17 protein-coding genes, 2 pseudogenes and 1 riboswitch are annotated in these 21,977 nt (G+C 39.6%); of the genes and pseudogenes, 14 read left to right on the forward strand and 5 right to left on the reverse strand.

All coding sequences use genetic code 11. The annotated features are described in order from the left end of the window. Positions 1–27 precede the first annotated feature (27 nt). Positions 28–138: riboswitch (TPP riboswitch) on the reverse strand. 81 nt (positions 139–219) lie between these two features. Further along, positions 220–792 (reverse strand): LOG family protein, encoded by a 573-nt coding sequence (locus tag AC1TPB_RS04880; protein WP_482075480.1) that lies wholly within the window; start codon positions 790–792, stop codon positions 220–222. Between the two features lie 478 nt (positions 793–1,270). Here AC1TPB_RS04880 and AC1TPB_RS04885 point away from each other — a divergent pair, with 478 nt between their 5' ends. Then, positions 1,271–1,972 (forward strand): hypothetical protein, encoded by a 702-nt coding sequence (locus tag AC1TPB_RS04885; RefSeq protein WP_482075481.1) that lies wholly within the window; start codon positions 1,271–1,273, stop codon positions 1,970–1,972. A 75-nt stretch (positions 1,973–2,047) separates the two neighbouring features. Here AC1TPB_RS04885 and sigK read toward each other — a convergent pair whose 3' ends face one another. Then, positions 2,048–2,578: an RNA polymerase sporulation sigma factor SigK gene (sigK, locus tag AC1TPB_RS04890; RefSeq protein ID WP_482075785.1), complete on the reverse strand. Its 531-nt coding sequence runs from the start codon at positions 2,576–2,578 to the stop codon at positions 2,048–2,050. A 543-nt stretch (positions 2,579–3,121) separates the two neighbouring features. On the opposite strand from sigK, the gene AC1TPB_RS04895 reads away from it, so the two are divergent. The 6 genes from AC1TPB_RS04895 to AC1TPB_RS04920 all read left to right on the forward strand — a co-directional run bounded on the left by AC1TPB_RS04895 (position 3,122) and on the right by AC1TPB_RS04920 (position 9,726). Next, complete coding sequence (locus AC1TPB_RS04895) at positions 3,122–3,949, forward strand: hypothetical protein (RefSeq protein WP_482075482.1); 828 nt, start codon at positions 3,122–3,124, stop codon at positions 3,947–3,949. A gap of 77 nt (positions 3,950–4,026) precedes the next feature. After that, positions 4,027–4,824 (forward strand): hypothetical protein, encoded by a 798-nt coding sequence (locus tag AC1TPB_RS04900; RefSeq protein WP_482075483.1) that lies wholly within the window; start codon positions 4,027–4,029, stop codon positions 4,822–4,824. A 279-nt stretch (positions 4,825–5,103) separates the two neighbouring features. Next, on the forward strand, positions 5,104–6,039 hold the full coding sequence (locus AC1TPB_RS04905) for a LytTR family transcriptional regulator DNA-binding domain-containing protein (RefSeq protein WP_482075484.1): 936 nt from the start codon (positions 5,104–5,106) through the stop codon (positions 6,037–6,039). Between the two features lie 186 nt (positions 6,040–6,225). Further along, complete coding sequence (locus AC1TPB_RS04910; RefSeq protein WP_482075485.1) at positions 6,226–6,666, forward strand: hypothetical protein; 441 nt, start codon at positions 6,226–6,228, stop codon at positions 6,664–6,666. Beyond that, complete coding sequence (locus AC1TPB_RS04915; RefSeq protein ID WP_482075486.1) at positions 6,663–7,373, forward strand: ABC transporter permease; 711 nt, start codon at positions 6,663–6,665, stop codon at positions 7,371–7,373. Before AC1TPB_RS04910 ends, AC1TPB_RS04915 begins: the two co-directional genes overlap by 4 nt. A 70-nt stretch (positions 7,374–7,443) precedes the next feature. After that, positions 7,444–9,726 carry a preprotein translocase subunit SecA gene (locus tag AC1TPB_RS04920; RefSeq protein ID WP_482075487.1) on the forward strand — a complete coding sequence of 761 codons (2,283 nt, stop codon included), beginning with the start codon at positions 7,444–7,446 and terminating at the stop codon, positions 9,724–9,726. Between the two features lie 511 nt (positions 9,727–10,237). On the opposite strand, the pseudogene AC1TPB_RS04925 reads toward AC1TPB_RS04920, so the two are convergent. Continuing rightward, positions 10,238–10,660 (reverse strand): annotated as a pseudogene (locus AC1TPB_RS04925) (sigma-70 family RNA polymerase sigma factor); the annotation flags it as partial. Positions 10,661–10,920: 260 nt separating this feature from the next. Here AC1TPB_RS04925 and AC1TPB_RS04930 point away from each other — a divergent pair. From AC1TPB_RS04930 to AC1TPB_RS04940, 3 genes are all read left to right on the forward strand, one after another. Further along, positions 10,921–12,972: a RecQ family ATP-dependent DNA helicase gene (locus tag AC1TPB_RS04930; RefSeq protein ID WP_482075488.1), complete on the forward strand. Its 2,052-nt coding sequence runs from the start codon at positions 10,921–10,923 to the stop codon at positions 12,970–12,972. 14 nt (positions 12,973–12,986) lie between these two features. Then, entirely contained in the window at positions 12,987–14,129 is a 1,143-nt protein-coding gene (locus AC1TPB_RS04935; RefSeq protein WP_482075489.1) for a DNA-processing protein DprA, read from the forward strand. A 142-nt stretch (positions 14,130–14,271) separates the two neighbouring features. Continuing rightward, positions 14,272–14,847, forward strand: a complete 576-nt coding sequence (locus AC1TPB_RS04940; protein WP_482075490.1) for a GNAT family N-acetyltransferase — start codon at positions 14,272–14,274, stop codon at positions 14,845–14,847. Positions 14,848–15,053: 206 nt separating this feature from the next. Here the strand turns inward: AC1TPB_RS04940 and AC1TPB_RS04945 are convergent, their stop codons facing one another. Next, positions 15,054–17,555 carry a glycoside hydrolase family 9 protein gene (locus tag AC1TPB_RS04945; protein WP_482075491.1) on the reverse strand — a complete coding sequence of 834 codons (2,502 nt, stop codon included), beginning with the start codon at positions 17,553–17,555 and terminating at the stop codon, positions 15,054–15,056. Positions 17,556–17,795: 240 nt separating this feature from the next. Next, a pseudogene (locus tag AC1TPB_RS04950) lies at positions 17,796–18,126 on the reverse strand (sigma factor-like helix-turn-helix DNA-binding protein); the annotation flags it as partial. Positions 18,127–18,203: 77 nt separating this feature from the next. On the opposite strand from AC1TPB_RS04950, the gene AC1TPB_RS04955 reads away from it, so the two are divergent. The 4 genes from AC1TPB_RS04955 (at position 18,204) to AC1TPB_RS04970 (ending at position 21,920) form a co-directional block, all read left to right on the forward strand. Continuing rightward, positions 18,204–19,031, forward strand: a complete 828-nt coding sequence (locus tag AC1TPB_RS04955) for a hypothetical protein (protein ID WP_482075492.1) — start codon at positions 18,204–18,206, stop codon at positions 19,029–19,031. Between the two features lie 11 nt (positions 19,032–19,042). Next, on the forward strand, positions 19,043–19,582 hold the full coding sequence (locus AC1TPB_RS04960) for a hypothetical protein (RefSeq protein ID WP_482075493.1): 540 nt from the start codon (positions 19,043–19,045) through the stop codon (positions 19,580–19,582). Between the two features lie 623 nt (positions 19,583–20,205). Beyond that, positions 20,206–20,913: a response regulator transcription factor gene (locus tag AC1TPB_RS04965; protein WP_482075494.1), complete on the forward strand. Its 708-nt coding sequence runs from the start codon at positions 20,206–20,208 to the stop codon at positions 20,911–20,913. Further along, positions 20,910–21,920 carry a sensor histidine kinase gene (locus tag AC1TPB_RS04970; protein ID WP_482075495.1) on the forward strand — a complete coding sequence of 337 codons (1,011 nt, stop codon included), beginning with the start codon at positions 20,910–20,912 and terminating at the stop codon, positions 21,918–21,920. Before AC1TPB_RS04965 ends, AC1TPB_RS04970 begins: the two co-directional genes overlap by 4 nt. Positions 21,921–21,977: the final 57 nt, after the last annotated feature.

The raw sequence follows: 21,977 nt of genomic DNA on the forward strand, positions 1-21,977 counted from the left end.
TGGTAATACGCAGACGGTCAGAAAAATTTCTTCTAGAACCCCATTCTCTACGCTGGTATTATCCAGTTCAGATCAACGGTCAGTAGCGGTACTAGCTACTATCTCAGCCTGATTCCTCAAGCACCCGGACGGTTTCATATGCAACTGTCTTATAATTTACTACAATTTCCTATATTATACAATAGCTTTAGGTAGGAAAGTTTCGGTTGTAGCGGTAGTCTAAATTTTTTCATATGTTTTCAAGCCTGGGTGAGTGAAGCTTGAGAACTGATTAAGTAATTCGGCAGCATCATTAGCTACAAGGTTCATCTCGTTATACATTGGCTTCAAAAATTGCTCCTGCTGCATATGATCGAAGAAGGAGAGGAGATGGTCATAGTAGCCATTCACATTCAATAATCCACAAGGCTTCTGATGTAGACCGATCTGGCTCCAAGTAAATACTTCGAAAAATTCTTCCATCGTACCAGGCCCACCTGGTAATGCAATAAAGCCATCTGCTAATTCCATCATCTTATGTTTACGCTCATGCATATTGTCTACTTTAATAAGCTTGGTAAGTCCATGATGCGAAATTTCGCGTTGCTCTAATAAGGCAGGAATGACACCGATCACTTTTCCTCCTTCTTGAAGTACAGTATCAGCAATGATACCCATAATTCCAACACTCGCTCCACCGTATACAAGGGTTAGCTTACGTCTAACTAATTCTTTGCCAAGCTTTATCGCTGCCTCACGATATACATCTGATGCGCCCATACTGGAACCGCAATATACTGCAATTGTTTTCATGATAGTCCTCAATTCTAAATTATTATGCATCTATATCTTGTGTGATTATACTACTATTGTAAGTGGATAGTCTATATATACGAATAAAAGGAGCATCTTGAATTTCAATGGTTGCTTTTACTTTATCAGAAGCAACGCCATTAAAGTTTTGGTAGTACATACTTTGGATACCAATCTCTAGCGATGTAAAAGCATCAAATCCACTTTCACCATCTCTTTATGTATTGATATGGGATATGTATACGTAACAGAGCCATCATCGTTTATTTTTACGTCTTTAACACCTTCATTTTTGGCAGATGCGCAAGTTTGTTGAACTTTAACATTGATTAATATGCCTCCCTTGTTATATATTAGATGATTATAGCATTAACTATATTAATAAACTAACAAACTATTATCGCGGTAAGAATGGTAATAGAATAATAATTATACTTAATAAACTCTTAGACTTGAAGTTCAAGACGCGAGGTGTTAAATGAAATTTGCAAAGATTAGTGTAATGATTAAACGTATTGTAATAGCTATTATTTTTATTAGTATAGTGGTTTGGGCTTATAATTATTATAGTGAAGAAGTGTTTTATATTAATGATATTAAGTATTCAGAAAACGCCCAGGAACATAATAATATTACTTCCTATACAGACAATAGTGGCAATGAAATTAGGCTTATTATACATGAAGATTATAGAGAACTAGAGATTGCTAGTGAGAGCTTTAGAATTGAAGAGACAACAGTGAATGTATTCGAGGATATATTTATTGTTTCATATCCAAGCGGAAAAACCTATACTGTAAGGAATATTAATAATAACGATTTACTTATGGCATTTGACGAAAATGATGAGATTGTTGTAAGTATAGTAGCCTATTCAAACAATGAACGAATTCTTTCACCAAACGAAGAATATTATCACCCAAGTAGTTTGGTAGTTGCAGCATACAATGAATATCATGAACAGCAAGGAAATCTAATCATATTTATAATATCACTCATTTTCTTTGTATTTAGTTGGTTGTTGTTTAGTAATAAATCACTGCAATTGTTTATATTTCATATATCATACAGTTTGTCTGTCGTTGAGCCCGAACCTTCCGATTTTTATTTTTCCACCACAAAATTAGGGGCAGTGGGTGGCATGATTGCATCAGTTATATTCTTCTTTCAATCTTTATAAGAATCAATAACAACCACAAAACTTCAAAAAGCTGATATCGGACATAAATCCGATTATCAGCTTTAGGTTTATATATTACCTCTTCCCCTTATAAAACTCATGATACAGCTTCATCAGCGCACGCTTCTCAATCCGAGATACATAACTATGACTTATCCCAAGCTCCTTCGCAATTTCACGCTGAGTACGTTCATCTCCGCCATTGAGCAAACCGAACCTCGTAATCACAACTTCTTTCTGACGATCATCAAGAATACTTAGATTTTTATATATTTTACTTTTTTCCATTTCAAGCTGTACCTGATTAGCGATATCGTCGATATCATTGCCGAGTATATCGATAAGAGTAATTTCATTACCTTCTTTATCCGTTCCAATCGGATCATGCAATGAAACATCTTTACGAGTTTTTTTCAATGATCTAAGGTGCATGAGTATTTCGTTCTCAATACATCTTGCGGCAAAGGTAGCTAACTTGGTCCCTTTACCTGTCTGAAATTTAATTAAGCCGATTGTTCCGATGGAGATAAGATCTTCTTGATCCTCGCCTGTGTTGTCACATTTTTTGAAGTTATGAACAAAGTACAGGGTAAAGTTATTATCTATTCAGAGCAGATATTACTTAAAAAGTCAGGCAAAGGATTCAAATTAACTCTGAAAGATTCATGATGTTAGTGGGTTTCAAAGATTCTGTTTATAGGTCATTATCAAGCTTATAATGGAAGTGCGTTTCATATTAAAGAAGTTGAAAAGCAACGATGTGATAGACTCACCTAAGGAAGTCAAAGGACGGACCAAAATCGTTCATGTTGAGTGTACAGTGTTACTTAAATGGAAAGGGGCTTCCGTCTAAGCCCCTGCAATAATACACCCATTCCCTGAAGGGGAGCAATGTAGTAGTGAATCTTGATAGAGCCATCTTGATGTACTTCTTATCTTTTCAATTACTTGATGGAGCACTTGTTTTGAACTTGCTCATCAATGTTAAGCTGTTCAAACAACGTAACTTTTTTCAAAAAGGCACGGAATTCCACTTCCGTGTCTATTCAATTTTCGATGTATGTAGAACAAATTAGTAGATTCTCGGCAGGAGTTTTATACCAGCTTATCGAATAAATTGACTAACGTTCACTTATTAGGAGGTTAAAAATGTCTGTATCAATTGATAAAACAAGAAACTTCGTATACGCTAATGGATTACTATGGGAGCAAGCATTATTTAGTTATTTATTCGATGGCGGTTCACTAGAACGATTACATGAATGCCTACTTAGTTATAAAAATTCTGACGGAGGTTGGGGTCATGGTCTGGAACATGATATTAAATGCCCAGATTCTCATCCCCTTGCACTAGAGTTTTTGCTTACAGTTGTCCGTGATACCAATATTCCAATAACGGGTTTGTTGGAAGGTACTGTCGATTGGATAGAACGCAACAGAAGTGAAGATGGCTCTTTGATGAATCCAGATACCTTACACAAGTATCCCCATGCTCCGTGGTGGAGTGAAGGAGGACAGTCCGCACCTGATTCAATTACAGGAAATCTTATCAAAATGGGATTATGCTCCAATTCCTTAGTAGAATCAACATCATTGTGGGTAAAATCAAACCTGACACTTGAGAAAATTCGAGCAAATGACTGGTTGTTTGGGGCTTATCATGCCCATGACTACTATCTGAACCTAGATGATACACCTGAAAATAGACCTTACATTGAAGCAACCATATGCAATATTATTGATTGTGCGAAAAACGCTACTGAGAAGAACTACTTCACACTATTTCAATTCGCTAGTACACCAGATACAGAAGTCGCAAAAGCGATGCCCCAACAATTGCTTAATAAGTTTCTTGATTTCCTTGAATCCTCACAACGCGAAGATGGCGGTTGGGATGATGAACATGGTTTGAAACAATGGCAGCCTTATTTTAGTATCTTTATTCTTTTGGTACTCAAAAACTATGGAAGACTTTGAAGGGTGAATACATGCAAAAGTTATCGTTTGAGAACTTCATAAGGGCAAAAAAATATTTATTTACTCATGGAAGAGAATTGGAACAAAAACTTTTCGAGTTCGAATTTGAAAATGGGTCTGCTGAGGAAGTTATTAAAGTCCTTGAGAAGCATCAGAATGAAGACGGTGGATTTCAAAATATGGGCGAAGGTGATAGACATTGCTCTTCCCCAATTGGAACAAGTGTTGCTTTCCAATACTTAGTTGAGGTAGGTGCAACATCAAGTGAAAGATTGGTTCAAGAGGGCATTAAATATCTGTTACAATCCTATAATGAGGAGCGCAATTCTTGGCAACCTGATTCAGGGAGAACCTATGATACAGCATCTGATATGATTGTTGGTTGGGGTAATCCGAGTGCTGAACTAGTAGGTTATCTTCATCATTACTCAGAATTAGTACCTGCATCATTTTTGCAGAAGGTTACAGATATTGCTCTTGACAATCTTAATACCTTGGAAGATCCGATCAACGAGTTCTCATTGCTTTGTTTCTTGAGGATGTCTGCATGTACCGAAGAACCAATAAAGTCGATGATAATTAAGCGATTCAAAAACGGTATTGGCAAAGTTATTGAAAAAGATTCAACAAAATGGTCTACTTACTGCGCCAAACCATTCTGGTTCGCAACTTCCCCTAGTAGTCCGTTGTTTGATGTAATACGGGAAAATGTACTACAAAGCCTAAGTTATGAGGTAGCAACTCAATCAACTGAGGGTAATTTTATATTAAACTGGCATGTCACAGGTGATGACGAGAGGACATGGAAGAGTATCTGGACATTCGATGCTTTGAAAGCATTAAAGCAACACGGTATGATTGAAGACTTAGAATAAACATTAAGCCCATCTTTTACGGATGGGCTTTTTTTAGAGCAAACACCTCCTTGGGACACAGTCATATTTGTTGTCACTGTCTACTCGACACATGTGGGGTGCTTAATATTGAAGGTTCGAAATGAATAGACGAGCTCATCGTATTTTCCCGACCTATGCATTGTTGATATCTATTTTATGGTCAAAATATATACTGATATGGCTTAGATATGAAAAAAAGTATCCCAATATTATAATTTCTATATAAATCCTAATAGCGACACTGACCAGGAGGACGATATGCAATTTCAACCAATTTATTATAATAGGGAATTATTTCTACCGAAGATTGAATTAAATATGATATCGAACCAATCAATTGGCATTATAACGGACTTAAAGCGAAAGCAGCTTTTAATGAATCAATTAGTGAATCATTCTCAATATTATTTATTTCGAGCCGGGCAAAGCGAATATATGCGTTTAACGGTGGAAGAGCTAATTACGTTTCTAATCAAAGTAACGGAGAGAAATGAGCGTGCCGCTTCGCTTATCGATTATTTTGCTTTAAAAGATGAACAGAAGGTAAAAATCAAGGATCTAAGCTCATCGAATAGGATGTATGTAACATTGCTGCGTGTCTTTTTTGCGCATCAGCCTACACTTGTATTGGAGGAACCGTATTTTTACTTAGAAGAGCAAGATCGTCGTCAATTTAAACGGATTCTAGATGACCTTTCGAAAGAAAAGCAAATATTAATATTAACTTCGAATTTAGAGGATGCCCTTATTTCTTGTGATTCTATTTATCGATTGAACGAATTCGGATTTCATCCATTGGATATTCTTGACTCGGAAGGGGAGAAGCAAGAAGTAGAGGAACAAGATCAGCCCAATATAATCTTGCAGAAGATTTCTACGAAAAGAAAGGAAAAAGTGATTTTATTTAATCCGCCTGAAATCGATTATATAGAAAGTTTAACTGGTTCGATTCTTGTTCATGTGGGTGGAGAAGATTATGATTGTGCTTTGACGCTAACTGAGCTCGAGCAGAGATTAATAAATTTCGGATTTTATAGGTGTCATCGTTCCTACATTGTTAATCTGCAAAAAGTAAGAGAGATTATTACATGGACGAAGAACAGCTACAGCTTGCGATTGAATACAGATAAAGATGCCGTGGTTCCGTTATCTCGTTCAAAATTACAAGAATTAAAAGTACTTCTTAACATTTGATTCTCGAGGAAATGCTGAACCAATCAGCACTCCATGGTACCATTCAGGCGATAAGAGCTACATTTCGGTGGGTTTTGATGGCAGGAAGCATGTAATCTATATATGCTTAAGGCATCAACTGTAAGGAAGTGGTGCTCATGGATGTGATCCATGTAAAACGTATTCATAAGAAATTTGGAAATAAGGATGCGTCAGCGTATTATATTGGCCTGTGCGATAATCCATGAGCCAGAATTATTATTTTTAGATGAGCCTACTTCGGCTTTAGATCCGGTAAACTCAGCACATATACATAAAGGATTACGCTTCTTAAATGAGAACGGCACGACAATTTTTTTAACTACACATAATATGGCTGAGGCAGAATTGCTATGTAATCGTGTAGCGATTTTGTGTCGAGGACAAATTCAAACCATCGGCTCACCAAAGGAACTTAAAAAACAGCATCGAGAAAATGTAGTTTGTGTTGACCTAATTAATGGGGACGCATACGAGTTCCCGATATGTGAGGAAACGGCTGATCAAATCTCCGATTGGATGAAACGAGGATTGATTGATCGATTAGAAACGAAAGAGCCAAGTTTAGGTGATATTTTTATTAAAATGACAGGAAGTGAGTTACTATGAGTATCTCATTAAAACGTGCTCGAGCGATATTTGTGAAGGATTACAAAGAGTTTTCACGCAATTATGCGCTCTCCATTATGTTGATTTTTCCAATTATCCTCGCACTTCTTTTTCGGGGCGCTGGTTCGTCATTACCTGGAGCTATCGGTTTTCTTCTAAATACTTCGTTTGTATTACTAACATGTTTCGCACAAGCATGCTTGATTGCGGAAGAGAAGGAGCGTAACACTTTACGGTCATTAATGATGACTCCGGCCACGACCATGGATGTTTTAATCGGTAAAAGCATTCTAGTTTTCGTTATGTCTGCTGTTGTTCTGGCTATTTCTATATATATATTGGGTTATGTGCCAGCTAGTATATGGGCGTTTGTAGCTGCAATCATTCTTTCAATTATTCTATACACAGCAGTCGGAACGATATGTGGTTTGTTTTCCAAGACGTTACTTGAAGCATCATTATCTATCATTCCTGCAGCGATGGTATTTACTGCGCCTCCGGTTGCAACGTTACTATTTGGTGATTTTCCGATTTTCAAAATTTTGGATTATACACCAAGCATTCAACTTGTGTATTTGCTAGAAATACATAATATAGACTTTACGATGGGAGATTTATTAAAACCCCTCCTTATTATTTTGGCATGGACACTTGTATTAACGATTGTTTCTGTTCTATTGTATCAACGACGGTTAAAGGATGAGTAGGGAAAGATTATAAAAGAACGGATGGAAATTGGAGATGGATGCCACCGGAAAGAGGAGGGAACAAATACCGATGAATTTAGTCGTCAAATTGATGCGAGAATTGAAAGACCGTGATAAAAGGCATAAACTTAATGGCTATCGTGACAAAGCGGAGTTCATCAGGAAACGGAGTTTGGAAGCTTGGGACGATCTTCGATTGCAAGATGAATCTCTCCGGTTGAAAAAGGAAGCAAAATTGGGTACGTCTTTGGATGAGCTGCTTATCGCCGCTTATGCGTTAGTCTGCGAGGCAGCGAAGAGGAAACTTGGATTACAGCCTTACGATGTCCAGATCATGGCTGCCATTGCATTGCACGAGAGATTTTTGATCGAACAGCATACCGGAGAAGGAAAAACACTCTCTGCTGTTATGCCTGCTTATCTAAATGCGCTGACTGGTAAAGGCGTTCATATTCTGACATCTAACGATTATTTGGCAAATCGAGATGCCGAGTGGATGGGCCCAATCTATCGTTTCCTAGGGTTAACGGTAAGCTCGGTTCATGCGGAGATGAGCCTCTTGGAGAAAAGGGAAGCTTATTCCAAAGATATAACCTATGTTACAGCTAAAGAGGCGGGATTCGATTATTTGCGTGACACGATCGCACTAAATGAGGCTGATACCGTGCATCGTCCTTTTCACTACGTCATCGTCGACGAAGCGGATTCACTACTTCTCGACGAAGCGAGAGTGCCGCTAGTCATCAGCGGTGAGTCGGGATCTTCCGGCAACGAAGGCATTGAATTCGCAGAAGTGGCTCGGCAGCTCAAGCGGGATAAGCATTACGACTTCGACGAATTCCAGCGAAACGTTTACTTAAATGAAGCAGGTTCTACAAAAGCAGAGTCGCTGCTCGGATGCGGCAATTTGTACGATAGCCATAATAGTCATTTGTTAACGTCATTAAATTGTGCGCTACATGTGGAAACATTATTAAAAAAAGACGTCGATTACATTGTCCGTTACGGTGAAATCGAGCTAATTGAAGAATATACCGGCCGCGTTGCAGAGAATAGGTATTTGCCTGACGGGCTGCAAGTTGCGCTTGCGGCCAAAGAAGGGCTACAGCCAAAAGCCAACGGGAAAATTCTTGGTTCGATCACCATTCAACATTTCATTAGCCTATATCCAAGAATTTGCGGTATGACTGCCACCGCGCACGCCTCTGCATTAGAGTTCGAAGCTATTTATGCACTGCAGGTCGTGCAAATCCCACCGAATCGGCCAAACATAAGGATTGACCATCCGCACCGGATTTATACTGATAAAGAAGCCAAGCTTAAGGCACTTGTACAAGAAATATCGTACGTCCATGCGACAGGTCGTCCGATTCTCATAGGTACTTCAAGCGTTGAGGAGTCTGATATGCTTGCAGAGGCGCTGGTGGTTGTTGGTGTACATTGTTATGTTCTTAATGCGAAAAACGACGCGGAAGAAGCTGATGTCATCGCAAAAGCAGGAGAAATCGGAGCCGTGACTGTGTCTACGAATATGGCAGGCCGCGGTGTCGACATTCGGCTCGGTGGAGGAAACCCCACGCAAGCAGAAGCTGTCACCGAGCTGGGTGGATTGTACGTGATTGGTACACATATGAACGTAAGCGTGCGGATTGACGACCAACTGAGAGGGCGTTCTGGCCGTCAAGGCGACTCCGGAGCTTCCGTATTTTTCGTTAGCTTAGAGGATGAGTTAATTCTTCGCTTCGGTCACAATAAAGCGTTTCGCGCAATTAGGCAGGGTGAGGCTCTCGAAGAACCGAGACTCCGTAGTAAAATCGAACATATCCAACGCGTTATTATGGGTCAAAACTTCGATATCCACCGCGAACTGAATGGTTATTCGGATATGGTGGAGGATCAGAGGCGAATACTATACGAGGAGCGACTCAGAATATTAAAAGGTGAGAATCCGATGAGCCCTACGGAGCAGCGTGTACGGCTTTTTTATATCGACGAGTTCTGGTCTGACCATCTAGCATACGCTTCTTACATTCGCGAAGGGATCCACTTGGAGAGCCTTGCTAGCCGTAATCCGATCGACGAATTCCATATGCAAATCACCCAAGCATACGAGCAAATTCTAGCTAAAGTAAATAGTGAGACAGCGAATATGCTTGATAAACTCGGAGGTTCGAATGATCCAACAAAGTGGGAAGAGCTCGGTCTGAAGAGCCCAACTTCCACTCGGACTTATATTATCAACGATCAATACATACAGTACTTGCAGAATCCCGGTTCATGGAGTCCTGGGACGATAATCGCTTATTGGCTTCGTAAGATTCTGAGGCCGGTATTCGGGCTGTCGAAGTTTTGATGCAACATAGTTTTTTCGAGGAAGATCGTGACGAGTACGAGCAAACGACCGATTCATTCTGCGCTGAAAATGGTGAAGAACCGCCTCCCATTACATATTCCACTTGTTGCCACAAATAAGGGAAGACCAACAGTTCGGGAAAGTCAGGGCGAATCAATGCAGTGCCTGAGATGACGCCGCCGGGAATATACGACCAATCAGCGCGATTAAGTCCATACCCTACTGCTGCCGATAAATGCTTAAGAAAATGAAAACCGGTATACCTCGAAAGACAGATTCATTGTGTTCTTTGATCTCAATACATCGACGATAGCTATTTTGAATTCTGACTGAGACAGCATATTTACAAAGGCTTCTTAGAAATTAAAGGTATACCAAGAGCAATGAGGTTCTACAGTGTAAGGCGTAAATAGATAACTAACACTTTGAAAGTTCATTATAATATGGAAATAATACAAAAAACAAAGTACTTGCATAAAATTCATGCGAGTAGCTTTGTTTTTGATTGATGTCACCTTTTCCCCTTATAAAACTCATGATACAGCTTCATCAACGCACTCTTCTCAATCCGTGATACATAACTATGACTTATCCCAAGATCCTTCGCAATTTCACGCTGAGTCCGCTCATCGCCGCCATTAAGCAGACCGAACCTCGTAATAACCACTTCTTTCTCACGATCATCAAGAATACTCAAGTTTTTATAGATTTTACTCTTTTACATTTCAAGCTGTACCTGATCGGCAATGTCATCCACATCATTGCCGAGTATATCTATTAAAGTGATCTCATTTCCTTCTTTATCCGTTCCAATCGGATCATGCAATGAAACATCTTTACGAGTTTTATTCAACGATCTAAGGTGCATAAGTATCTCGTTCTCAATACATCTTGCGGCAAAGCTAACTAACTTGGTACCTTTGCCTGTCGGAAAAATAGATAGCCTGAATTTTTTTGAGTTCGGATTGTAAAGTCTACTTAACCCGAGTAACTAATTGTAATAAATTAGTTAAATTGGTCTTTTCATAGATTTTTAAATCTAAGTGTACTTCAACTGACACTGAATATAAACAGAACATTTGTTTGGAAGGTTATGGATAAGATGTAGCGAACTATGTAGAACGATGTGAAATTTGGTCGTGGAACAAGCCGAGTGTGTCTGGGGATGCTAATAAACCAAAAGGTGGGATTCTTTTGCTTTTAGATTCATTAAGACAAGTATTTGGAGCAGGGGCTACATTTCGTGATGGACAGGATGTAGCTGTTGAAAGTGTTATAAATAAAAAACGGGTTCTAGTAGTCCAGAAGACAGGTTGGGGTAAGAGTTTAGTTTACTTCCTCGCTACAAAAATTATGCGTCAGATGGGGGATGGGGTAACTCTTATCATTAGTCCGTTATTAGCATTAACAAGGAATCAAATTGATAGTACTAAAAGTTATGGTATCGTGGCAGATTGTATAAATAGTGAAATTAATAAAACGTTTAAAGAAAGAGAAAAAGTTATTAACCGCTGCAATAACGGTCAATGTGATGTATTATTTATTACTCCGGAACAATTGCAATTTGGAGATTTTATTGAACTATTGTCTAGATTAAAGGTTGGTTTATTAGTTATAGATGAAGCACATTGTATTTCTGATTGGGGACATGATTTTCGTCCTGATTATCGAAGAATTCACCAACTACTTCAAACTTTACCGCAAAATATTTCTGTTTTAGCTACAACTGCAACAGCTAATGAAAGGGTTATTACAGATGTAGCACAACAAATAGGTGACTGTGAAATTATTCGCGGTGAGCTTCAACGTGAGTCACTGTATTTACATAAGCTATATTTGCCAACTGCTGAGGAAAAGTATGCTTGGATCGCCAAAAACATCAATAAGTTTCATGGTTCAGGGATAATTTATGCAACGACAATTAGAGAATGCGAACGCCTTGCAGCATGGCTCCGTCATAATGCGATTAATGCAAATGCGTACCATAGTGATCTTAATGAGGAAGATAAAGTCACTCTTGAAACTAACTTAATTAATAACGAGATCAAAGTACTTGTATCAACGATTGCTTTAGGTATGGGTTATGATAAGGAAGACATCAGTTTTGTTTTTCATTACTATACACCCAAATCTGTTATCGAGCATTATCAGCAAATAGGTCGAGCAGGACGTGGTATAGATAAGGCATTTTGTGTACTCCTATACGGTGGTGCTGAAGAAAATAAAATTAATGAGTATTTCATTTATAGTTCTTTTCCTCAGCAAGCTCAGATTATAGAGGTACTCAATTTTATCGATAATCACGATGAGGTCAAAAAATCTATAATAGAACAGGAAATGAATATTAAACCATCAAAATTAGATCAAATCATTAAGCTTCTCTTAATTGATGGATTTATAATGAAGGATTCGAAAAGTCTATATTCTCGTACAATCAAACCTTATGTTTCTAAAGAAGGATATTATGATACTGTAATAAAAATGAAGATGCACGATTACCAGGAGCTTATTAATTTTCAGCAAACAAATGACTGTCAAATGGAATTCTTAACAAAAGCACTGGATGATCCAAACGCTCATCCATGTGGGAAATGTAGTACATGTCTTGGAGTTTGGGAATGGACAGATGATATAATAGTTGAAAAGGAAATTAATAAAGTTTCTGATTTTTTTGAGAAGCGCTTTATATTAATTGAACCAAGAAAAAAATCAGTGATAACAAATAAAAGATTATTATTAATACACGAGAATGGACTTGCTCTGAGTTATTATCATGAACTACTAGGTCAGGAGTCGAGGCGAGGTAAGTATGATGATCATTATTTTTCAGATGTTCTGGTTAAAGCTTCAGTTGATAAGCTTAAGCGTTTCTTCAGAGAACAAGAAATTCGGGTGTCTGACTTAACAATCATTCCAATTCCATCAAATCGCCGGCCCACATTAGTTTCTGAATTTGCACAACGACTAGCCAACACATTACAATGTAAATACGCACATATTCTTGCGAAGAGACCGAATGAACCTGAACAAAAGGCTTTACTTAATAGTCGACATCAAGAAGAAGGAATTCGAGATTATTTGTACATCGATAAAGATGTGAATCTAAATAATCAACAAATATTATTAGTAGATGATTTTGTGGACTCTAGATGGACATTTGCAGTGGCAACTGAACTACTTGGAGAGACATTTGATAATATTTCAGTAACTCCGTTCGCTTTAGCTGTAACGAGCGGTAGTGATTAATGTGAGGTGAGTTTATGAGGTTTACAGACAATGAAAAAGCAACATATTTGTTTTGCGCCCAACTGCCACAGACGAGAACTATTCCACTGACTATTTTGGAGTGGAACACCATTGTTAAGGCATTAGGTAGTTATAAATTTCAGCCGGAAGTTTTACTGTCAATGGACTCAGCTGTATTGTTGAAACTATTAACACAAGCGACAACTTCACAGAAAACTAAAATAATAAATAAGATTGAGGCGCGCAGAAAACTTGGAATTTCAATGCTTGAACTTGAAGAAATTATTCATCAAGGATATGGAATTATGTTTCGATCCGAAATGCCTCAACGGATTAAAAAGTTAACTCAAAAATATGTCCCCGCGTTTTTTTATTATGCTGGTGATCCGTCAATTTTGTCACATCATGCATTGGGAGTAGTAGGTGCTAGGGATGCAAGCTCTGATGAATTGGCACAAACAGAGATAATTGCAAGAGAAGCTGCTTCGCAGGGCGTTATAATTATATCTGGTGGTGCAAGAGGGATTGATTCTACAGCTGTGGATTCGACTCTTCAAAATGGAGGGAAAGCAGTTATATTTCCAGCTGATGGCTTAGCCAAATGGGTGAAGAAACGTGAGATTCGAGAATACATTAAGAATGGGCAACTTTTGATCATGTCTACTCAAAAACTAGATGCTCCATTTTCTGGATCATATGCGATGCAACGAAATAAATTTATTCATGCACCTTCTGATGCTGTGCTCGTTGCATCATCAAAAATATCAGGGGGAAAATCTAGTGGAACTTGGGAAGGCGTAAAAGAAAACCTAAACTTGAAATGGTCACCTCTTTATGTCATTGGTAATAGTGAGGGTGTAGTTAAGCTGAAGAATGATGGAAAAGCAAAGTTATTTAGATCGTTAGAGGATGTTGTAAAGGTTAATGCGCAAGGGAGTTCAACCATCTTGGATGAAATTAACCAAAAGATAAAGAATTTAGTAGAATGTGCAGTATCAGAAGGTATTGATAAAAAAACGATTGAAAACTTGTTTTTAGACCAGTTAAATTCACAATTTAAGCTTGAGAAAAAATATGACATGGAAAAACCATATCAGACACCTAAGTCTGAAGATTTTGAACAACTGAGTATAGAGGGACTGGTTACGACAGATTAGGATGAGAATTTAGAGATCCCTCTTGTTCTTTCTATTAATGCAGTTTTTAGGGGAACACCACTACATTTTATATTAGATATAACAACCTATTCTATTATTTAGTATATTTACATTGTTATTCGGTGAAAAAAGGAGAATTAGTATGAATTCAGGTTTTGTATTTGTTGATTTCCCCAAATTGAAAACAGAACGGTTCACACTGCGGAAAGCAGAAGAAAAAGATCGCTATGATATTTTTGAGCTTTATTCAAATGAGGCTGTTGTGAATTATATGCCATTCACGCCATTTACTTCCGTTGAGGACGCGATAAATGAAATGAATTGGTATCAGAAAATTTTCATGGAACAATCCGGTTTGCGGTGGATGATTGAAGATAGTAATTCTAAAAAGGTGATTGGAACATGCGGATTTTTGAACTACGAGAAGGTACACAATCGTATTGAAATTGGTTATGATTTAGCTCCTGAATTTTGGGGAAAGGGTATTATGACAGAGGTGGTGAAACGTATCATGCATTTTGGCTTTTTGACCATGGAGGTCAATAAAATCGAGGCAAAAGTGGAACCGGATAATGAGGCGTCGATCCGTTTGATGAATAAGCTCGGTTTTCACAAAGAAGGTGTCTTGAGGCAACATGAGTTTGAAAAAGGGAAGTATGTTGATCTAGCTATCTTCTCTAAGTTGAAAAATGAATATGTATCCTCTGATTTAATTTGATATGGTTGAATCGAGAGGGGAGGCCGTGAAGTTAACGGCAGTAGGCCATGGTGAAGAACCAGTTGAGGAATAAGTTTACGCATAATTAAGACTCAGCCACCGTTGCACGGGTTTCAAGATCAATAAAAGCTGCGAAAAGATAAGGGAGAAAAAAGCGATGAGCACATCCTCATCGCTTTTTTTGCGGCCACTAATTATATATTTATTTATTTACCGGCCGTAATTTGCTGCACCGCTAATGCTAAGAACATAAAATGCGTAGAACCGCCTCCCATTACATATTCCACTTGTTGCCACAAATAAGGGAAGACCAACAGTTCGGGAAAGTCAGGGCGAATCAATGCAGTGCCTGAGATGACGCCGCCGGGAATATACGACCAATCAGCGCGATTAAGTCCATACCCTACTGTCGCCGATATAGCCCCGACACCCGACGCGAACGACGCCGTATTGGATCCAGGATGACATCCAAGAACAAAGTTAAGCGCATTAAGAGCTAACTCGGGATCGAAAATATCAGGATATGCATTATGTAGGAAATAGTATTCAAATCCCAGTCTTTGGATCCCCCATCCAGCACCCCATATATGCGGGCGATACGGTATGCCATAAGGTGTTTCGGCGCTCTGCTGCGCAAACTGTTCTTTCAAAGCAGGTAATGCATCGCGAATCTTTTTGGTGAAACTAGCGTCATTCAGCACTTTCTCGGCTCTTGCGGTAAACCAGCCCACCTTGTCAATGGAGTCGACGATATAATCGGATTCTGATAGTAGAAAGTCTTTATATTGTTGTTCGCCGGTGGTGAGGAATAATTCTACAGCGGCAAGTAATTTTGCTTCCTTGGCGGGACCGGATCCATCTGTCACTTTAAAAATCTCGGAGGCGGCCTGCAATGCTTGAGCACTTAATATATGGTTGAAATCTTGCAATGCGCGGGAAGCGGCAGCCAGATGAGCAGCGGTCGTCAATTCGCGCGGCGGATTATTCTCGGTGAACACCCAGCGGTCGTCATCATTTCCTTTAATACCGTCAGTCATCGTCGCGCTGTCGCCAAGATGTACATACTGCCGCAGGTCGTTTTCGATAATCCCACGATACAGTCGTCCCAATGCACGATAACTACCTACGACGGACAAGACACCATGCTCGATTTGCTGTAAGATGTCGTTCTTTCCGTCTGGTTGGTGGATTTCGACGATGCGTTCGTCTTGATCGATCGTCGTCACATCGTAATTGACATCGAAGGCTTCATACGCAAGGGCTAAGGTGTAAAATTCGGCAGATTGTGACTCGACACGAAGGTCAAAATCACCAGCATCGTGCCAGCCACCAACATTCAGTCCTGGAACGACGTCGCCTGGTTTGTATTGGGTCAGTGTGGATGGCCCTTGTTCGTATCCGTCGAAGTGATTATAATTTACCGGGGCCATCCGAGCGTCGTCATCATGACAATGGCCATGCCATACGCGGTATTTTTCACTCACTCGCATATGACACATCTGTACCGGAAGAAAATACTCCAGCACCGGCTGCCAGACGCCTCGGTCATAAACATCGCTGGCGATACGGAATACGGACGATTCCGACGAGCCGTAACGAACTTTGTACAGACCATCTTCCCTTATATCCGTAAAGTCGAATTTCAAATAGCGATAGCGGAGAAATTGTCCCCATTCCAATCCTTGAGCCGAGAGTACCTTGTTCTCGCCTGTCTCGGTTATTTTAAGAAGGACTGGTTTTTCGCGTATATTTTCACGTTTATCAAGTTCAATGATGGCCGTTTTCGTCTGTTTCGGATGGTAGCCTACTTGTGATGTTTGAACGACTGCTGGATTCATCCAATCTTCTATAACATTCGGTGTAATTACCCATTGAATCGCATTGTTGGTCGCCCCTTTAGGTACTTCGCTACTAAGTACAAACCAGCCGTTGTTATGGTTCATGCGGCCATCGTACAGTTTAAGCTCTGCACCCTTACTTTCGACAGTAAAGCGGTTGTACGGATCGTCGGGCCGCGAGGTAAAGCGTTTACCAACGGCATACGGTTCGGCGATGAGGTCATCGGCAATGATCGGATTGTAGCCCTTGTTGTCGCCAGACAGTCGCTTTGTGTCAGCCTTTGCATCGGGTTCGCTAAAATTACCAGTATGTACATAATTGGGCGGTACCGATAGAACCGGTCCGTTGGGCTGCTGCGGAAAAATTCCATGCCTGTCGTCCATAATCCAAGGTTTTCCGAATAGTACGCCAGGAAACAGTTCCATGTTAAAGCATATTTTACCGACAAACTTGTCAGGTATCGGTCTATCTAGATCTACAGACACTTTGATCGACGAGCCTTCACCTTTAACAACCACTTTGTAATTGAACTCAAAATCTGGATAGATCATCGGATTGAAACCTTTAAGGTGCCTTGATGTATCCGGAAAACTTAACGAAGTGGTAATCGTATTCAACTCTTCATCTAGTTCTCGCTTACCTTGCTTTGGTACCGGTTGCCACTGTCCAGGCGTCTGTTCAAAACGTATATCGCCGTTCGTAGCAACGCGATTTCCATGCATGATGATGCTGACACCTGATTGATGCCCTTCCGGATAAATATCGTCGAAGGCCATAATATCTACACCAATATTTTGAAAATATCCTGACAAGGTGCTTAACTTAAATCCCTGCTTGTTACGAGCAATGTTATCCATTTCTTTTTCCACTATTGTTCTCCTCCTCTATTCTCTTATTTAGTATAGTCATACATTATATTACATCTGATAATTCGCTATATCGTTAGCTGTCATCAACCAAACCATATGGAGTGTGTAGTGTCAATATATCATGTTGACAAATAACAGGGAATACCTAAACTAAATGAAAGATAATGATATTAAAAGCAGTTTTTTTGAAACAGACAGAATACTGCCTTTTAGTTTATTTTTACCTCTTCCCTTATAAAACTAATGATACAGCTTCATCAGTGCACGTTTCTCAATCCGGGAAACATAACTCCGACTTATTCCAAGATCCTTCACAATTTCACGCTGAGTCCGTTCGTCACCGCCATTCAACAACCCGAACCTAGTAATTACCTTCCTTATCCGTTCCAATTGGATCATGCAATGAAACATCTTTACTAGTTTTCTTCACTGATCTTAAATGCATAAGTATTTAGTTCTCAATACAACGAGCTGCAAAGGCAGCTAGCTTAGTGCCATTACTTGTCTGAATGCTTTCAATCGCTTTAATTAAGCCGATTATTCCGATGGAAATGAGATATTCTTGATCCTCTTTGTAGACTCTCGGCAGGAGTTTTATACCAATTTATCGAATAAATTGACTAACGTTCACTTATTAGGAGGTTAAAAATGCCTGTATCAATTGATAAAACAAGAAACTTCGTATACGCTAATGGATTGCTTTGGGAGCAAGCATTATTTAGTTATTTATTCGATGGCGGTTCACTAGAACGATTACATGAATGCCTACTTTGTTATAAAAATTCTGACGGAGGTTGGGGTCATGGTCTGGAACATGATATTAAATGCCCAGATTCTCATCCCCTTGCACTAGAGTTTTTGCTTACAGTTGTCCGTGATACCGATATTCCAATAACGGGTTTGTTGGAAGGTACTGTCGATTGGATAGAACGCAACAGAAGTGAAGATGGCTCTTTGATGAATCCAGATACCTTACACAAGTATCCCTATGCTCCGTGGTGGAGTGAAGGAGGACAGTCTGCACCTGATTCAATTACAGGAAATCTTATCAAATTGGGATTATGCTCCAATTCCTTAGTGGAATCAACATCATTATGGGTAAAATCAAACCTGACACTTGAGAACATTCGAGTAAATGACTGGTTGTTTGGGGCTTATCATGCCCATGACTACTATCTGAACCTAGATGATACACCTGAAAATAGACCTTACATTGAAGCAACCATATGCAATATTATTGATTGTGCGAAAAACGCTACTGAGAAGAACTACTTCACACTATTTCAATTCGCTAGTACACCGGATACAGAAGTCGCAATAGCTATGCCCCAACAATTGCTTAATAAGTTTCTTGATTACCTTGAATCCTCACAACGCGAAGATGGCGGTTGGGATGATGAACATGGTTTGAAACAATGGCAGCCTTATTTTAGTATCTTTATTCTTTTGGTACTCAAAAACTATGGAAGACTTTGAAGGGTGAATACATGCAAAAGTTATCGTTTGAGAACTTCATAAGGGCAAAAAAATATTTATTTACTCATGGAAGAGAATTGGAACAAAAACTTTTCGAGTTCGAATTTGAAAATGGGTCTGCTGAGGAAGTTAAACAAGTTCTTGAGAAGCATCAGAATGAAGATGGGGGATTTCAAAATATGGGCGAAGGTGACAGGCATTGTTCTTCCCCGATTGGAACAAGTGTCGCTTTCCAATACTTAGTTGAGATAGGTGCTACATCAAGCGAACGATTAGTTCAACAAGGTATTAACTACCTTATACAATCCTATGATGAGGAGCGCAATTATTGGCAACCTGGCATAGGAAGAACCTATGATACTGCATCCGAAATGGTTGTTGGTTGGGGCAATCCGAGTGCTGAATTAGTTGGTTATCTTCATCTTTATTCAGAATTAGTACCTGCTTCATTTTTACAGAAGGTTACAGAAACTGCTCTTGAGAATCTTAATGCCTTGGAAGACCCGATAAATCGTAATACGGGAACATGTAATACAGAGCTTAAGTTATGAAGTTGCAACTCAATCAACGGAGGGCAATTTTATATTAAACTGGCATGTAACAGGTGAGGACGAGAGAACTTGGAAGAGTATCTGGACATTCGATGCTTTGAAAGCCTTAAAGCAACACGGTATGATTGAAGACTTAGAATAAACATTAAGCCCATCTTTTACGGATGGGCTTTTTAAGAGCAAACACCTCCTTGGGACACAGTCATGTTTGTTTTCGCTGTCTACTCCACACATATGGAGTGCTTAATATTGATGGTTCTTTAGATGAGATGTGACAGTATGTCTCAAAGGCATTGTTGTAATGATCATACACACATATGCTCTGGTATTAAGCTATTCCAGCTAATAGCTTGTAATATTTAATTCTTAATGGGTTAAAGTCAAAGGTGCTATAATAAAAATAAGCATAACAATCGAAATGCTTCTTTGCATGATCAAATCGATCCCAGGGGCATTTGAGTTAATAAGTCTGACTGTAACTGAAAAAGGACGATTAAGGGGTGCCACTGCTCTTAAAAGTGCCATAGAAGTTTTATATGGGCAAAAATATATTTTGACACCAACGGCTTCATATTTTCTTATATTGCATCATTAATGATCCATAAAAGGAGAGTGTGTGTGAAATGCACAAAATAATGCTCGTAGAAGATGATCCGAAAATTGCAGAGCTTCTGCTGTCTACTATAATGAAGTACGGCTATGATGGGATACTAGTGAACGATTTTCAACATGTACTAGATGAGTTCCATCAAGCCAAGCCGGATATGGTTCTCCTTGACGTGAATTTACCTAGTTATGACGGCTATTACTGGTGCAGGCAAATCCGTAACGCATCTATCTGCCCGGTGCTGTTCATATCAGCTCGTGATGGTGAAATGGACCAGATCATGGCTCTTGAAAGTGGAGGTGATGATTATATCACCAAGCCGTTTCACTCTGGGGTTGTGTTGGCCAAAATTCACAGCCATCTTCGACGTGCCTATGGGGAGTATGCATCCAGACATGAAGAACTGGTTCTTGAACAAGAAGGGCTTATGCTTTATCCAGAAAGGCTGGAACTGAAGCTTGGGGATACAGTCATAACGCTCACGAAAAAAGAGTCCGACATTGTAGAAAGTCTTATGGAGCGCTATCCACGGGTTGCCAGCCGGGAGGCCCTACTTGAGAAGTTGTGGGATGATCAAGCTTACGTGGATGAAAATACGCTTAACGTGAATATTACCCGCGTCAGAAAAAAGTTTCAGGAGCTAGGCATCGAAGATGCTTTACTGACGGTTAGAGGTACAGGCTATCGACTAAACGTCTCGTGGACGAAGGAGAGTTACGAGTGAAACTGTTTCTAAGAGAACACGCTTTGCTGGTTGTCGTTCAGTTTTTGCAAGTGTGTATCATTTTTTCGATTTATTGGCTCGATGGCTATCGCAATCTTATGACAGCTCTTTACTCTGTTTTTCTTGCTTTCTTCATTCTATGCGGATACCTTGTGTACCAATTTCTTAGTCGGCAACACTATTACCTCCGCCTTAGTCAGCCACTTGAATCGCTTGACGCCTCATTTCAGAAAATCGAGCAGTCACCCATCTCGGAGGCACTCGAGAAACTTTTACATACCCAATACCGCCATTATCAGCAACAACTATACACGGTAAAGAAACAACAGGAGGAGCACCTGACCTTCATGGACCAATGGGTGCACCAGATGAAAACACCTCTGTCGGTTATTGAACTCACTGTTCAGAATATCGATGAGCCTGAGTTTGCCAGCATTCGTGAGGAACTGGAGAGAATGCGTTCGGGATTACATACGGTCCTCTATATGGCTCGGCTTCGCGCCTTCGAACAGGATTTTCATGTCAAGCCAGTTGCTTTATCACAAATAATCAACGCCGTTGTCCATGACAATAAACGACTATTTATCCGCAACCAGATTTACCCCGAAGTTCGGAACTATACTCCTGACATAACGGTCGAAACAGATGAGAAATGGCTGTTTTTCATGCTTTCCCAGCTAGTCATAAATGCGATTAAATATTCTGCCAACAAAGATACTGAAGGGAAAAAGGTCGTGATTTCCTGCTATTTGCGTAAAAGCGAAGTCGTCATTGAGGTTATAGATCGAGGGATAGGTATTCCTGTTGCGGATATCAAGCGGGTATTTGATCCCTTTTTTACCGGTGAAAACGGGCGTGGCATGCGTGAATCAACGGGCATGGGGCTCTATTTGTCGAAAGAGGCTGCTGATCGTCTTGGACATGGAATTGAGTTTACGTCAGAGGTCGATAGCGGTACAGAGGTGCGTATTGTTTTTGCCGCCTATCAAAAGCTTACGAGCGTGTAATAAAAATGAAAGTGAAATCGATAGTTAGCGGCTGACTGTCTACAGTATACTGATCAG

The organism is Paenibacillus sp. Y951, from assembly GCF_056786395.1.

What these genes read in the sequence shown, in the direction of transcription:
- AC1TPB_RS04880 (WP_482075480.1), bottom strand. Translation starts at nt 792, where the DNA reads ATGAAAACAATTGCAGTATATTGCGGTTCCAGTATGGGCGCATCAGAT.
- AC1TPB_RS04885 (WP_482075481.1), top strand. Translation starts at nt 1,271, where the DNA reads ATGAAATTTGCAAAGATTAGTGTAATGATTAAACGTATTGTAATAGCT.
- AC1TPB_RS04895 (WP_482075482.1), top strand. Translation starts at nt 3,122, where the DNA reads ATGTCTGTATCAATTGATAAAACAAGAAACTTCGTATACGCTAATGGA.
- AC1TPB_RS04905 (WP_482075484.1), top strand. Translation starts at nt 5,104, where the DNA reads ATGCAATTTCAACCAATTTATTATAATAGGGAATTATTTCTACCGAAG.
- AC1TPB_RS04910 (WP_482075485.1), top strand. Translation starts at nt 6,226, where the DNA reads ATGCGTCAGCGTATTATATTGGCCTGTGCGATAATCCATGAGCCAGAA.
- AC1TPB_RS04915 (WP_482075486.1), top strand. Translation starts at nt 6,663, where the DNA reads ATGAGTATCTCATTAAAACGTGCTCGAGCGATATTTGTGAAGGATTAC.
- AC1TPB_RS04920 (WP_482075487.1), top strand. Translation starts at nt 7,444, where the DNA reads ATGAATTTAGTCGTCAAATTGATGCGAGAATTGAAAGACCGTGATAAA.
- AC1TPB_RS04935 (WP_482075489.1), top strand. Translation starts at nt 12,987, where the DNA reads ATGAGGTTTACAGACAATGAAAAAGCAACATATTTGTTTTGCGCCCAA.
- AC1TPB_RS04940 (WP_482075490.1), top strand. Translation starts at nt 14,272, where the DNA reads ATGAATTCAGGTTTTGTATTTGTTGATTTCCCCAAATTGAAAACAGAA.
- AC1TPB_RS04955 (WP_482075492.1), top strand. Translation starts at nt 18,204, where the DNA reads ATGCCTGTATCAATTGATAAAACAAGAAACTTCGTATACGCTAATGGA.
- AC1TPB_RS04960 (WP_482075493.1), top strand. Translation starts at nt 19,043, where the DNA reads ATGCAAAAGTTATCGTTTGAGAACTTCATAAGGGCAAAAAAATATTTA.
- AC1TPB_RS04965 (WP_482075494.1), top strand. Translation starts at nt 20,206, where the DNA reads ATGCACAAAATAATGCTCGTAGAAGATGATCCGAAAATTGCAGAGCTT.